Source organism: Streptomyces sp. NPDC090025 (assembly GCF_044748125.1).
In the GTDB taxonomy this organism is placed as follows: domain Bacteria; phylum Actinomycetota; class Actinomycetes; order Streptomycetales; family Streptomycetaceae; genus Streptomyces.
In genome coordinates, this window is record NZ_JBIVFL010000019.1 from 117,583 (window position 1) to 131,523 (window position 13,941).

Below are 13,941 nucleotides of genomic sequence, written 5' to 3' on the forward strand. Positions count from 1 at the left end.
CCTCACCTGTTCGGGGCGGCGGCCACGGGGGTGCGCAGGGCGGCGTCCTGGGCCGCCCGGCATCTGCCGAGCACGTGCTCGGCGAAGTCCTGGGGGAGGTCGAGCTGCCGCAGCCGTACGGCGATGGTGGCGAGCAGGTCCTTCGCCGCGGCGGCCGCGGCGGCACCGCGCTCCGGGGGCCCGCCGGGGGAGAGCCCGACGACGGCCGCGAGCGGCATCCCGGTCTCGATCACCTCGTTGATGGCGTCGGCGTGGCCTTCCTTCGCGCCGCGCCGCAGCGCGTGCAGCCCGAAGCTCACGTGCCGGGACTCGTCCCGGGTCATCGCGGTGAACCCGGCCTTCAGACCGGGCAGCAGCGGGATCCGCTGGAGGCCGCGGACCAGCCCGCGCTGGCCGTGCAGGGCGAGCACGCCCTCGGTGATCAGGTGGAAGAAGGTGACGGCCCGCAGCCAGCGGGCGTAGTCGCGCGGCGAGGAGTTCAGCTCGCGCAGGATCGTGTTCTCCAGGGTGTGCACGGCGCGGTTCGCCGGGCCGAGCGTCGACCAGGCGTCGATCAGCTGGCCGCGCAGCGAGCCGTCGAGGCCGAGGAGTTCCTCGGCGACCCGGCTGACGAAGACGGTGTGCCGGGACTCGTCGGCGGCCTGCGTGCCGAGGTAGACGAGGTACTCCTCGTCCGGGCAGGCGGCCAGGATCGGGCTCATCAGGTCGAGGCCGGTGTACTCGCCGACGAGGAAGCTGGTGAGGAAGGCGGACAGCGAGTCCTTGGTACGGGGGCCGAGCAGGCCGTGCCAGTGGCGGTGGTCGCGCTCCAGATCGATGTCCGACGCGGCCCACTGCTGGCGTTCCCAGCGGCGGTAGAGCTCACGGGGGTCGAAGCGCCGCTCCAGGGTGTCCCCGGCACCGCCGAGCAGTGCCTCCGGGTCCAGCCGGGTCAGCTCGTCCAGGTCCGCCTCGTCGAACAGCAGCGTGGTCCAGCGCACCGCCGGCGTCCTTCCCCTCGTACGTGTGGTGCCGTGCGCGGGCGGGCCGGCCGTCGTCGGCCGCCGCCGCGCGATCCGCCGGCCGGTGCCCCGGGCGGGCCCGGTGACCGGCCGGCAGGATCGTTGCGCTGACGGAGAGTCAGGCAGCCTTGCCCATGATGAACGCCTCGATCTCGGCGGCGACACCGGCGTAGAGCTCCTCGTGGGAACCCTTGATGCCGTCCAGCCAGGACTCGAACGCGGCGGCGTCGTCGGTGCTCGGAGCGGCGGAGCCGGTCTCCTCGACGATGAGCTGCTGGATCTCCGTGCTGAGTGCGGTAGCCACGAATCGCACTCCCTTCTCGTCGGGCGGGCCACGGCCCGCGGCGAAGGGTGGAGGGCCGAACGCCCCCTGCCCTGCAGGGATGCTGTCAGCGCGCCAGGTGACGACGCATCTTCTGAACTGCTCTGAACTGCTCCGATCCGCCGGACACCCCCTAGGACGCGACCCCGGCGGCCGGGTGCGGGTCCAGCCGGACGGCGTCGTCGAGGAGCTCGGCGACGAGCACCGGCTCGAAGTTCACGGCGCTCGACCAGCCGCCCGAGGACAGCCGGAACCAGACCGAGCTGGTGATCACCCCGTCCCGGTGCAGATCCTCGACGACCTCGTCGCCGAGGACCCAGCCCTCGGCCCCGTGGTCCACCGAGGCGTCCGGGAACACCAGGTCGATCACCGGGCTGTCCAGGGAAGGACCGGAGCGGATGTTGGCGTCGCGCCACACGGGCCCGAGCGGGGCGGGCAGGACGTGGTAGGCGCAGGACGGTGCGGACATGCGTTTCTTCTCTCCTCGTGGACGGGTACGGGGCGGGTACGGGGGCGCGCCCCCGGGTCAGGCGACGGCGCCCAGCGGGGCCGGACGCCGGGCGGCACGCGCCCCGCCCAGCCACAGCACCTGGGACACCATCTCGGCCAGCCGGACGGCCTCCGGGCCCGGTTCGGCGTCGGCCGACGGCTGCGCGGGCACCCCCGACACGGCCACCCCGACCGGCGTCGGCCAGCCCCGCAGCGCGTGCCCGATGGTGCGCAGGGTGGTCAGCGTCGACACCGCGCCCTGGGCGGCCGCGCCGACCGCGACCGTGCCGATCGCCCGGCCCTCCAAATAGGGCACCGGACCGCCGATGTCGTTGACGTAGTCGAGGGCGTTCTTCAACAGGCCGGAGACGGTGGCGTGGTACGTGGGCGACACCAGGATCACCCCGTCGGCGCCGCGCAGTTCGCCGAGGAAGCCCGCGACGGCGGCGTGCGTGCCGCCGAGTCCCGGCCGGTAGGCGGGGAAGTCGATCTCGGATCCGGTGAACACCCGGACAGCCGCGCCCTGTTCGGCGCACCGCTGCGCGCACCAGTCGGCGACCTGGTCGCAGGTGGATCCCGGGCGCAGCGATCCGCTGATCACGACGACGCGTGGTGCCCCCATGGCGGTGTCCCCTTTCTGGGGTCTCGGAGCTCTCGGTGTGGCTTGCGTGACGTGGCCGATCAGCGCGATCCCGGCGGCGGTGTCCGGTGCGGCCGCCTTGCCGGGCGCCGCCGGGCCGTCGGGCGCCGCCGGGCCGCCGGGCGCCGCCGGGCCGCCGGGCGCCGCCGGGGGGCGGCGCGGCTGCCAGGCCAGCAGGTCGGGGAGCTCCGCGTCCTTGCGGCCCGCGGCCGCGATCCGGGCGTTGCGCCGCTCCGCACCGGCCCGGTCGGCGCCCTGGTCGACGGAGCCCTGGCGGCGGGAGGCGAGGACGACCGCCGCGGTGCGCGCGGTCCGTTCGCGGGCGTAGTCGGCGAGCGCGTCGGGCACCGCGGCGTCCGAGGCCAGCGCCTCTGCCAGCACCAGGGCGTCCTCCAGGGCCATGTTGGCGCCCTGGCCGAGCGCCGGGACCATCGGATGGGCGGCGTCGCCGAGCAGCGCCACCCGGCCGTCGGTCCAGCGCTCGACCGGATCGCGGTCGTGGATGTCGGTGACGACGACGTCCTCGGGGACGGCGTCCCGCACCAGGTCGACGATCGGCGGGTACCAGTCGGCGATGGCGTCGAGCAGCGCCGCCCTGGCACCGTCCCGGCCCTTCGCGGGCCACACCCCCGGCGGCGCGCTGATCTTGGCGGCCCAGTACAGGTCGTCCGCGCCGACCGGCGCCACGAACAGCTGGATGCCGCGCCCGTTGACGACGTGGCCGCGGCCGCCGAGCGGCGAACCGCCGGTCCGGCCGCGCACCGAGGTGTAGCCGCGGTAGACCGGCGGCTCGTCGCCCAGCATGCGGGCCCGGACCGCCGAGTGGATGCCGTCGGCGCCGATCAGCGCGTCGCACTCGACGGTGGTGTCGTCCGACAGCTGGACGGTGACGTGCCCGGGCCCGTCGGCGTAGTCCGTCACGGCGGTCGCCAGCCGCACCGACGCGCCCGCGCCGAGCGCCTCGTCGAGCAGCAGCCGGTGCAGGGCGGCGCGCAGCACCGGGATCTGGGGCGTGTCCTGGTGCCCGGCGGCGCCCCCCACCCGCTCCCGGGCGAGGACGGTGCCCGCGGAGTCCATCAGCACCCGCACCTCGTCCGGCCCGCTGACGTGGCCGACCGCCCGGAGTCCGGCACCGAGCCGCGCGCTGAGCGCGTCGACCGCCCGCACCCCGTTCGGGTACAGGACGAGCCCGGAGCCACCGGCGCCGATCCGGCCGGCCCGTTCGACGACGGTCACGTCGAGGCCGCGCGCGGCCATGCCCGCGGCCGCCGCGAGTCCTCCGATGCCGCCGCCCGCGACCACCACGGACCGTCTCCTGGTCATGTCATCCCTCCCGCGCGGCGAACGCCGCCGCCGGTGTCGTGTCCCAGGCGGGCGCGGACCGGTCGTCCGCGCCCCCGTCCGGCGACCGGCCGGTACCGCGGCCGCCGGTGGTCCCGCGACCGGTGTCCCCGGCCGCCGGGGCCGCCCCGAGCAGCCGCCCGTCGTACGCGCCGAAGGTGCCCGAAGCGGCGTCCCACACGGTCCGTCCGGCCCGCAGCGTGCGCTCCACCCGGCCGGTGAACGTCCAGCCCTCGTAGGCCGACCAGCCGCACTTGCTCTCCACGTCGTGCGCCGAGAACATCCACGGCGTGTCCGGCGCGAAGAGCACCAGGTCGGCGTCGGCGCCCGGCGCGATCCGGCCCTTGCCGGGCAGCCGGAACAGCTCGGCGGGCCCCTCGGCGAGATACCGCACGAGCCGGGCCATCGCCACGTCCGGGTCCTCGTCCGGCCGGCGGCGCCGCATCCCGGTCCACACCGCGACGGCCAACTCCTGCACGCCGGGCAGCCCCGGCGGCGAGTCGGCGACCGAACGGGTCTTGTCCGCCACGGTGTGCGGCGCGTGGTCGCTGCCCAGCGTCGCGGCCTGCCCGGCGCCGAGCGCCCGCCACAGCCGCTCCTGGTCCCGCTCGCCGCGGATCGACGGCGAGAGCCGGGTGCGCGCCCCCAGCCTGCGGGTGTCCTGGTCGGTGAACGACAGATGGTGGCCGGTCACCTCGAAGGTCACCGGATATCCGGCGGCCTGCGCCGCGCACACCAGGTCGGCCTCCTCGGCGCTGGACAGGTGCAGGATGTGCGCCCGGGTCCCGTACCGCCGGGCCAGTTCGACGACCTTCGCGACGGCGACGATGCCGCCGGAGCGCGGGCGGCGCCGCTCGTACTCCAGATAGCTGCCCGGCTCGCCCCACCAGGCGTCGAGCAGCGCGAACAGCCCGTCGTCCTCGGCGTGCAGGACCAGCTGGACCCCGCCCTCGGCGGCCGCGGCGAACGCCCGCTCCAGGACCACCGGGTCGCGCACCACGGTCGGCGCCGTGTGATGGCCCGCCATGAACACCTTCGCGCTGGTCGCCACCGCCGGGTCGAGGTCGGCGAGCAGCTCGGGCCTGGCCGGGTCGAGCCCGATGTGGAAGCGCAGGTCCACCAGCGAACGGCCCGCCACCAGCAGGGCCTTGTCGGCCACGGCCGCCGGGTCGAGCGTCGGCGGCACCGTGTTCGGCATGTCCATCACGGTGGTCACCCCGCCGCGCACCGCCGCCCGGCTGCCGTGCTCCCAGTCCTCCTTGTACGTCAGACCGGGGGTGCGGAAGTGCACATGGGAGTCGATCAGACCGGGCAGCACGTAGTGGTCGCCCGCGTCGATCCGCTCGACGTGCGCCGGTGCCGTGTCGGTGTCGGTCACGGCGGTGATCCGCCCGCCGGACACCAGCACGTGCCCCGGCCGCACCCCCTCCGGCGTCACCAGCCGCCGCCCGCTCACCACGAGCTCGGGCACCGCGAGATCAGGCACTCCGGGATCGGGCACCGCGAGTTCGGCCACCCCGAGTCCGCGCACCGCGCTCAGCCGGTCCATGACGCCGCCACCAGGTCCCGGCACAGGTCGTTGGTCGGACCCATGAAGGCGATGCCCCGGGCGTCGGCCAGCAGCCGCCCGATCCGGGCCCCCTCGCGGTACCCGGCCGAGCCGAGCATCCGCGCCACGTCGAGGCAGACCTCCTCGGCGGCCACGCTCGCGTGCAGCTTGCTGTGCAGCGTCGTCAGGCCAGGATCGGCCGAGGTACGCGCCCCCGCCCGGTCCACCACGGCCCGCGCCGTCTCGACCCGGGTCGCCAGGTCCACCAGCCGGTGCCGCACGGTCGGCAGCGCGAGCAGCCCGTGCTGCTCCGCGTGCCGTACGGCCACGTCGAACGCGCCCTGGGCGATGCCCACCGACACCGCGCCGAGGCTCGCCCCCGACTCGCGCACCCCGGCGATCACCGAGGCGGCGCCACCGGCCGGACCCAGCCGGTCGGTGTCCGGGACGACACAGCCCCGCAGCCCGACCAGGCCGGTCGCGCTGCCCCGCATCCCGGCGAGGCCGCGGCCGGGACCGAGGTCCGGGACCACCCCGGGGGCGTCCGCCCCCACCAGGAAGAAGGTCTGCCCGTCCGCCCCGTACCCGGCCGAAGCGGGTTCGGCGTCCGGGGCGGGTTCGGCGTCCGCCGTCCGTACGAGCACCAGATACAGGTCGGCCACCCCGGCACCGGTCGCGAACGCCTTCGCGCCGTCGAGCCGCCAGCCGCCGTCCGCGAGCCGCGTCCCGGTGCTCGACAGGTTCTGCTTCGCGGCGCCCGCGCCCGTCTCGCTCCACGCCGAGGCCGCGAGCAGCCCGCCGTCCGCGAGCCGCGGCAGCCAGCGCGACCGCTGCTCCTCGGTGCCCCACTCGGCGATCCGGGCGCTCACGGCGAAATGCTGGAACGCGACGATCGCCACCGACGGATTGACGGCGGCGATCTCCGCGACGACCCGGTTGACCGCCGCCGCGTCCCCGCCCGTGCCGCCGTGCCGGACCGGCACGGCCGTACCGAGCAGACCGCTCGCGCGCAGCTCCGCCAGCACCTGACGGTCCGGCTCACCCGCCGGGTCGGTCTTGTCGGCGGATTCGGACAACCGGGCGCGCAGCTCGGCCGTCAACAGCGGTCTCATGCCGCCCCCGACAACGCCAGGCATTGGGCGACCTCCTCGAATTGCAGATGGCTCAGGGGCGTCAGGACGAACGACCCCTGGAAGGTGACGCTCTTGCGCGCGACGGTCGCCCACAGCAGGGCGCCCTCGCCGTCGGCAGCGCCGGCCGGGCCGGGCGCCGTCGTGACCGCCGTGACGGCCGTCCGGCCGCCCGTCGTCGCGATCTCCAGGAGCCCGGTGTCGGCCCCGTTCTCGCGGGCGATCCGCCACGGCACCGTGCCCGGGATGCGCACCGCCGTACCCAGGCACACCACCCCGGTCAGCGCGATCGACGGATGCCAGCCCGGCACCGTCACGGCCCGCGCCGCGATCCCGCCGCCCTCGGCGGGCAGCACCGCCGCGATCTTGGGGAAGGCGCCGTCGCGCGGCCAGCCCAGCCGGTCGGCCGCCGCCTCGCGCAACGCCTCAAGCCTGCCGAGGAGTTCACCGCCCGCGCCGAACAGCGCCGCCTGATCGGGCACCCCCAGCTCACGGGCGTCCACGAAGGCGTACGCGTTGGCGCTCGCCACCAGCGACACCTCGGTCCGGTCGGCGCCCGCCACCAGCGGGGTACGGGGCGCCCCGGCCGGCAGCAGCTCGCCGAACGGCACCGGCGCCGACTGCACGAACGTCACCGTGAACGCGGCCCCGTCCCGCTCCACCCGGTCGACCTCGCACACCACGCTGTCGCCGTTGTTGAGCACCTGGACCCGGATCCGCGCCCCCGGCACCAGCCGCGGCAGCATCCCCGAACGGGCCGCCGCCACCACCGCCGACAGGATCGAATGACCGCACGAGCCCCGCAGGTCGAACCGGTCGGGCGCGCCGGGCAGCGCCTGCACGAACCGGTAGTCCAGATCGAACATCGGGTGCGCGGACGGCTCCACCAGGGCGATCTTCAGTACGTGCGCGCCGCCCGCCGACACCAGATAGCGGCGGGCCTCGGTGAGGTGCGCGAACAGCGCGTCGTCGTCCCTCGGCAGCCGCGCCGCGTCCAGCACGAACGTGGGGCAGGGGCTGCCCGCCGCGTACGCCAGGTGGCCGATCACGCCGCCACCGCCAGGGTTCTCGTCCCGCCGGGACCGGCCGCCGTCCGGCCGGGCAGCGCCGTCGAACGCCGGAACTGCTCGTGCCACACCTCGTACGCGAGCAGCGCCCACAGGGCCAGCGCGGCTCCGTCGTCCGGCCGCTCGGCCTGCGCCGCGAACAGCGCGTCGACCGCCGCGCCGTCCAACTGGCCGCGCTCCGCGAGCCGGTCGTGCGCCAGCAGGTCCCGGGCGTGCTCCCACAGCGTGGTCCCCGGCCGCAGCATCGCCGTCACCGGCAGCGTGAACGGCTGCTTGGGGCGGGTGAGCACCCGCTCCGGCAGCAGTCCGGCGGCCGCCGCGTACAGCGTCCGCTTGACCTGCCCGCCCTGGATCCGCTGGTGGTCCGTCAGGGCCCGGCCGAGCGCCACCACCGACCGCTGGCAGAACGGCACCCGCGCCTCCACCGACGACGCCATGCTCAGGTGGTCGACCCGGCGCAGGTGGTACGCGGGCAGCCGCTGCTCCAGCTCGAACCGGGTGATCCGGTCGAGGACCGTGCCGGGGCCGTGCAGCAGCCCGTCCAGGACCGGCCCGGGCAGCGCGGGATCGGCCGCCACATGGGCCCGGTAGTCGGCGGTGTAGAGGCGGTCGCGCAGCGCGGCGGGCGCGGCGGACAGCGCGTCCAGATAGCCCGCCGACCAGTCCGCGCCGGCGGCGGCCCGCTCGGCCGCCACCCGCATCCGCTCGTAGCCGCCGAACACCTCGTCGGCGGCGTCACCGGTCAGCGCCACCGTGAACCCGGCCTCGCGGACGGCCCGGAACAGCGCGTACGTGCTCAGCGCGATCGGGTCCGCGTTCGGCTGGCCCAGGTGCCACACCGTGTCCTCGAGGAGCGCGGGGAAGTCGGCGGGGTCGATCTCCACCTGGTGGTGGGTCGCCCCGGCGCGCTCGGCGACCTCCCGGGCGAAGTGCCGTTCGTCGAACGGCCAGGCCCCCCGGTAGGCGATGTTGAAGGTGTCGACCGGGCCGCGTTCGGCCGCGAGCGCCGTCACCAGGCTGGAGTCCAGACCGCCCGAGGTGATCAGGGCCACCGGCACGTCCGCCACCAGCAGCCGCCCCACCTCGGCGCGCAGCGTGTGCCGCACCCGGCGGGCGGCGGTGAAGCCGTCCGGCAGCCCGCCCTCGATCAGGTCGGCGGCCCGCCGCCGCACCCGGGGCGTGCCGCCCAGCTCGCACACCCAGGTGGTGCCGGGCTCCATGACCTCGACGTCCTCGTACACGGTCCGGGTGCCGAACGGCGTCCTGGTCGCCAGGTACGCGTCGAGCGCGGACTCCCGCACCCGGGCGCCGGTGCCGCCGAAGCCGAGCAGCGCGGGCAGTTCGGAGGAGAAGCGCAGCGAACGCTCCGCCGCGTCCCAGCGCAGGTACAGCGGCTTCATCCCGATGTGGTCGGTGGCCAGCAGCAGCCGCGGCACCGGGCCGCGCTCGTCGACCAGGGCCACCGCGTACATGCCGTCGAGGTGGTCGGTGAACGCCTCGCCGTACTCCAGGTACAGCGCGGGCAGCACCGAGCCGTCACAGCGGTCGGGGATGTCGTGGCCGAGCGCCACCAGCCGGGCGCGCAGTTCCTCGTGGTTGTAGATCTCGCCGTTGAACACCACCCGGACCTGACCGCTCAGACCGTACGGCTGCTCGCCGCCGTCCAGGTCGACGACGGCGAGCCGGTTGTTCCCGAGCCCCCAGCCGGGCGCCCGCGCGGTCCCGGTGGCGTCCGGGCCCCCGTGCCGCTGGAGGGCGGCGACGGCACGCATCTCGTGCGGCGTGGCCGCCGCGTTGAAGTGACCGAAGATCCGGCACATGTCTGCCTGTCTTTCGTGAGGAGACGACGGATCAGCGGGCCGTCGACAGATAGCGCTCCCCGCTGTCGGGGAAGACGGTGACGACCGTCGCGCCCGCCCAGCGGGACCGGGCGGTGACGGTGCGGGCGGCCCAGGCGGCGGCTCCGGAGGAGATGCCGACGGGCACGCCCGTGACGCGGTTGATCTCGCGGGTGGTGGTGGCGGCGGCCTCGTCGGAGACCGCGACGACCTCGTCCACCAGCGACAGGTCGGTGATGTCGGAGACGTAACCGGCGCCGATGCCGGGGATGCCGTGCGGCCCGGCCTCGCCGCCGGACATGACGGCGCTGCGGGCCGGTTCGACGGCCACCACGTGCAGCGCGGTGCGCTCCTTCAGATAGCGGGCGGTGCCGGTCAGCGTGCCGCCGGTGCCGACCCCGCACACCAGCACGTCGATGTCGTCGCCGAGGGCCTGCCAGATCTCCGGCCCGGTGGTCGCGTAGTGCGCCGCCGGGTTGGCCGGATTGCGGTCCTGGTGCGGCACCCACGAGCCGGGCACGGTCCGCTGGAGCTCCTCGGCGTACGCCCAGGCGGCCATCAGGCCGTCCCCGGCCGGTACGAGGTGCACCTCGGCGCCCAGCTCCCGCAGGATCAGCCGGCGTTCCTCGGTGGCGTTGTCGGGCATCACGATGACGCAGCGGTGGCCGCGCCGGGCGCACAGCGCGGCCAGCGAGATGCCGGTGCTGCCCGACGAGCACTCGATGACGGTGCCGCCGGTCGGCGGCAGCAGGCCCGCCTCCTCGGCCGCCCGCATCATGAACAGCGCGGGCCGGTCCTTCACGCTGGACAGCGGGTTGGCCGCCTCCAGCTTGGCCAGCAGCCGCACCGAGGCGCCGAGGCCGGGCAACGGCACGTGCAGCAGCGGCGTCCGGCCGATCAGGTCGTCCATCGACCCGGCCGTCACCGTCGTCGCCGTGGTCGCCGTCGCCTCCGCCGGTGCGCCGAGCGTTGTCGTCGTCAGGGTCGTCACGGTCGTCCCTCTCCCGTTCCGGGGCTCAGACCGCGCCGAGGCCGCGCGCCGCGGCCAGATGGGCGGCGGCGGCCTGCTGAAGGTGGGTGATGTCGCTGGAGACGGTGGCGAAGGTGAAGCCCTCGGCGAGCCGCTTCGCGGCGTTCTCGCCGTCCAGGACATGGATGCCGCAGGCGATGCCGTTGCGCAGGGCCGCGTCCTTGATCCGTACCAGGGCCGCTTCCAGGGCCTCGGTGGCGGCCGGGTCGCCGAAGAAGCGGGCGCCGAGCGCGGCCGACAGATCGGCCGGACCGACGTACACCGCGTCCAGGCCCTCGGTGGCGCAGATCGCCTCCAGGTCGTCCAGCGCGGCCGCCGTCTCGATCATCACGATGCAGGCGACCCGCTCGTCGATCTCGGCGGGCACCGAACCGAGCCGCACCTCGGCCCGCACCGGCCCACCCAGGCTGCGGGTGCCCGCCGGATGGTGCCGGCAGGCCCGCACCACGGTCCTGGTCTGCTCGGCGCTCTCCACCATGGGCACGATCACGCCGCGCGCCCCGGTGTCCAGGGCGATGCCGATGGCGACCGGGTCCGGCGACGGCACCCGGATCACCCCGGCGGACCGGCCGCGGGCGTCGACCGCCAGCATCGCGCTCTGCCAGCCGGGCTGGTGCAGCACGCCGTGCTGCCCGTCCACGCCGATGTAGTCGTAGCCGAGACCGGCGATCCGCTCGGTCCCGGCCGGGTTGTCCAGGGCGATCCAGTAGCCGACCAGCGGCTGCCGGCCGCGCAGCCGGGCGGCGAACTCCTCGGGGGCGGGGGCGGCCACGGCTTCGGCAGGGGTCGGGGCCGGGGTGCTCACTCGCCCTCCCGCAGGGCGTAGCTGCGCTTGCCGTCCAGGCCGACCGGCACGTCACCGTCGATCGACACCCGGTGCAGCACCCGCGTGTGCCGGTCGTAGTCGTTGACCGCGTAGTGCTGGGTGCTGCGGTTGTCGAAGATCAGCACGTCGCCGGGGCGCCAGGTCCACCGCGCGGTGTTCTCCGGGCGCCGCACGTACGACTGCAGCACATCGATGATCGGCCGCGACTCGCGCGGGGTCATGCCGACCAGCCACTGCGCGAACCCGCCGAGGAACAGGCTCGGTTCACCGGACTCCGGGTGCACCCGCACCACCGGGTGCGCGGCCTCGAAGCGCCGGGACAGGAACGCCTCCCTGACCTTCTCGCCGCGCTCGGTGCCGAGCCGCGGCTGCTCCGCGTGGTTGGTGTGCACCGCCCACAGCCGGTCCGCTATCTCCCGGAGCTCCGCCGGCAGGTCCTGGTACCCCGCGGCCGCGTTCGCGACCATCGTGTCCCCGCCGTACGGGGGCAGCACCATGCTCCGCAGACTCGTGCCCAGCGACGGGGCGGTGGTGAAGCTGATGTCGGTGTGCCAGTGGTCGGCACGCTGATCCTCTCCGTCGACCGGGATGACCTGGGGCGTGCCGTCGACCGTCCGCATCATCGGGTGCGGGTCGGTGAGCGGGCCGAACCTCGCGGCGAAGGCGAGCTGGTCCGCGTCGGTGATGTCCTGGTCCCGGAAGAACAGCACCTTGTACCGCAGGAACGCGTCGTGGATCTGCCGGAAGTCGGCGTCCGAGAGCTCCGTGGAGAGATCGACCCCGATCACCTCCGCGCCGATCCTGCCGCCGATCCTGCGTATGTCGAAGAGGGACACCGGCATTCCTTCCGAGCGGGTAGGGAGCCCAGCGCTCCCGTGACGGGCGGGGCCGCGCGGGCATCGGGCGCGACCGGCCGCCCGTCACGGGAGAACACCCGGCGGCGGTCGGACGGGACCGGCCGGGCAGGACGGCGCTGATCACACCACGGGCCGGAAATCGACGGCAAGAAGTCCCGGAATTGCGTCGCGACTTCACCAACTCGATGTTTGCGACCAGGGGAAAAGGGGCCGGGAAAAACCGCGACTTGTTCAAGTCGTGCCCCTGTACGCGGTGCTGCTTGCCGACCCGCCGACGGCGGGAGATTCTCGAGCCGCCGCGCCTGTGCCCGCGCCCGGGAAAGTCTTCCGCGACGTCTTCCGCGATTCCTCGCACGTCTTCTGCAGAAAAGGACCGCTGACATGCCGGTGATCACCGTCAACTGGTGGCAGGGCAATGACCGAGACAGCCGCAGAGAACTCGTGGCGGGCATCACCGACGTCGTGACCCGGGTCTCCGGCTGCGCCGACGACGCCGTCACCGTCATCGTCAGGGACGTGGACCCCGACCACTGGGGCAAGGGCGGCCGGCTCGCCGACGAGATCGTCAGGCCGCCGCGGAGCCTGCGATGAACCTGAGCTCCCTGCACCCCAACATCCGGCTGCGGCTCGGCGTCGGCTTCGTCCAGCGGCTGCTCTCGGTCATGCTGATGCCGCTGCTCGTCATCCACCTCGCGAGCCTGTACGGCGCCGCCGTCGCGGGCCTCCTCACGGTGTCCGTGGCGGCCGCGGGCATCGCGGCCAACTTCCTCGGCGGCCACCTCGCCGACGTGCACGGCCGCCGCCCCGTCATGGTGGCCGGCGAACTCGGCGCCACCCTCACCTTCGCGCTGCTCGCCCTCGCCAACTCGCCCTGGTGGACCTCGGGCCCGGCGACCTTCGCCCTGTTCCTGCTGAACACCTGCTGCTCACAGCTGGCCACCCCGGCGGCCGACGCGATGATGGTGGACGTCTCCACCCCGGAGAACCGGCCGCTGGTCTACACGATCAACTACTGGTCGATCAACCTGGCCTTCACCGTCGGCGCGCTGATCGGCGGCTTCCTGTACGACGGGCACTTCCTCCAGCTGCTGACCGGCGCCGCCGTGCTCTGCCTGCTGACCACGGCCGTGATGTGGCGGTGGATCAGCGAGACCGCGCCGACCACCGGCGCCCCCGGCGGCTCGGGCCCGGCCGCCATGGTCCGCGGCTACCTCGCCGTCGCCCGCGACCGGGTCTTCCTGCGCCAGCTCGCCGCCGCCGCGCTGATCGCGGCCGTCGAGATGCAGATCGGCTACTACATCGCCGTCCGGCTCGCCGACGAGTTCCCCCGCCAGACCCTGCTCACGCTCGGCTCCTGGGGCCTCGACGTCGACGGCACGGCGATCCTCGGCGTCCTGCGCGCGGTCAACGCCGCCCTGGTCGCCGCCCTCATCCTCGCCGCCAAGACCCTGCTCGGACGGGTCGGCGAACGCACCCGGCTGTACGGCGGCATCGTCGTCTTCATCGTCGGCTACATGGTCTGGGCCGTCAGCAACTCCGGCTGGGTGCTGATCGCCGCCGCCGTGCTGCTCACCGTCGGCGAGATCGCCAGCGTCCCGGTCCGCCAGGCGCTGCTCGCCGACCTGATCGACCCCGAGGCCCGCACCAAGTACATGGCCGCCTACGCCCTCAACGCGCGCGTCGGCCTGCTGGTCGCCGCGCTCTGCGTCACCCTGGGCGCGTTCGTCCCCGCGGTCGGCATGAGCCTGCTCTACGCCACCGCGGGAGTCGCCGCGCTGCTCCTGTACCGGTCCCTCCTCGGGGTGCGCACCACCCGCGAGGCCGAGAAGAACCTTGTGAAGGCTGCCTGAC

Annotated in this window: 13 protein-coding genes; 2 read left to right on the top strand and 11 right to left on the bottom strand. The window is 74.7% G+C overall.

Going from position 1 to position 13,941, the window contains the following annotated elements; genetic code table 11:
• Nucleotides 1-2: 2 nt before the first annotated feature.
• The 11 genes from ACIPXM_RS31980 to ACIPXM_RS32030 form a co-directional block, all read right to left on the bottom strand.
• Nucleotides 3-980 carry a ribonucleotide-diphosphate reductase subunit beta gene (locus tag ACIPXM_RS31980; protein ID WP_401662760.1) on the bottom strand — a complete coding sequence of 326 codons (978 nt, stop codon included), beginning with the start codon at nucleotides 978-980 and terminating at the stop codon, nucleotides 3-5.
• 139 nt (nucleotides 981-1,119) lie between these two features.
• Complete coding sequence (locus tag ACIPXM_RS31985) at nucleotides 1,120-1,305, bottom strand: hypothetical protein (protein WP_401662762.1); 186 nt, start codon at nucleotides 1,303-1,305, stop codon at nucleotides 1,120-1,122.
• Nucleotides 1,306-1,456: 151 nt separating this feature from the next.
• Complete coding sequence (locus ACIPXM_RS31990) at nucleotides 1,457-1,792, bottom strand: hypothetical protein (protein WP_401662764.1); 336 nt, start codon at nucleotides 1,790-1,792, stop codon at nucleotides 1,457-1,459.
• Nucleotides 1,793-1,849: 57 nt separating this feature from the next.
• On the bottom strand, nucleotides 1,850-3,775 hold the full coding sequence (locus ACIPXM_RS31995; protein WP_401662766.1) for an NAD(P)H-dependent oxidoreductase: 1,926 nt from the start codon (nucleotides 3,773-3,775) through the stop codon (nucleotides 1,850-1,852).
• A gap of 1 nt (nucleotide 3,776) precedes the next feature.
• The gene (locus ACIPXM_RS32000; RefSeq protein ID WP_401662768.1) at nucleotides 3,777-5,342 is read right to left on the bottom strand and encodes a dihydroorotase family protein; all 1,566 of its coding nucleotides are present in this window, start codon (nucleotides 5,340-5,342) and stop codon (nucleotides 3,777-3,779) included.
• Complete coding sequence (locus ACIPXM_RS32005) at nucleotides 5,330-6,454, bottom strand: acyl-CoA dehydrogenase family protein (RefSeq protein ID WP_401662770.1); 1,125 nt, start codon at nucleotides 6,452-6,454, stop codon at nucleotides 5,330-5,332. The genes ACIPXM_RS32000 and ACIPXM_RS32005 overlap by 13 nt, the downstream gene beginning before the upstream one ends.
• On the bottom strand, nucleotides 6,451-7,521 hold the full coding sequence (locus ACIPXM_RS32010; RefSeq protein ID WP_401662772.1) for a PrpF domain-containing protein: 1,071 nt from the start codon (nucleotides 7,519-7,521) through the stop codon (nucleotides 6,451-6,453). The genes ACIPXM_RS32005 and ACIPXM_RS32010 overlap by 4 nt, the downstream gene beginning before the upstream one ends.
• A complete protein-coding gene (gene asnB, locus ACIPXM_RS32015) occupies nucleotides 7,518-9,359 on the bottom strand; it encodes an asparagine synthase (glutamine-hydrolyzing) (protein WP_401662775.1) in 1,842 nt (613 codons plus the stop codon). The genes ACIPXM_RS32010 and asnB overlap by 4 nt, the downstream gene beginning before the upstream one ends.
• Nucleotides 9,360-9,390: 31 nt before the next feature.
• On the bottom strand, nucleotides 9,391-10,287 hold the full coding sequence (locus ACIPXM_RS32020; RefSeq protein WP_401662846.1) for a PLP-dependent cysteine synthase family protein: 897 nt from the start codon (nucleotides 10,285-10,287) through the stop codon (nucleotides 9,391-9,393).
• A 106-nt stretch (nucleotides 10,288-10,393) separates the two neighbouring features.
• Entirely contained in the window at nucleotides 10,394-11,212 is an 819-nt protein-coding gene (locus ACIPXM_RS32025; RefSeq protein ID WP_401662777.1) for an HpcH/HpaI aldolase/citrate lyase family protein, read from the bottom strand.
• Entirely contained in the window at nucleotides 11,209-12,069 is an 861-nt protein-coding gene (locus ACIPXM_RS32030) for a TauD/TfdA dioxygenase family protein (protein ID WP_401662779.1), read from the bottom strand. Before ACIPXM_RS32030 ends, ACIPXM_RS32025 begins: the two co-directional genes overlap by 4 nt.
• 402 nt (nucleotides 12,070-12,471) lie before the next feature.
• On the opposite strand from ACIPXM_RS32030, the gene ACIPXM_RS32035 reads away from it, so the two are divergent.
• A complete protein-coding gene (locus ACIPXM_RS32035) occupies nucleotides 12,472-12,681 on the top strand; it encodes a 4-oxalocrotonate tautomerase family protein (RefSeq protein WP_401662781.1) in 210 nt (69 codons plus the stop codon).
• Nucleotides 12,678-13,940, top strand: coding sequence for an MFS transporter (locus ACIPXM_RS32040; RefSeq protein ID WP_401662783.1), 1,263 nt, complete (start codon nucleotides 12,678-12,680; stop codon nucleotides 13,938-13,940). The genes ACIPXM_RS32035 and ACIPXM_RS32040 overlap by 4 nt, the downstream gene beginning before the upstream one ends.
• The last annotated feature ends 1 nt before the right edge of the window (nucleotide 13,941 follow it).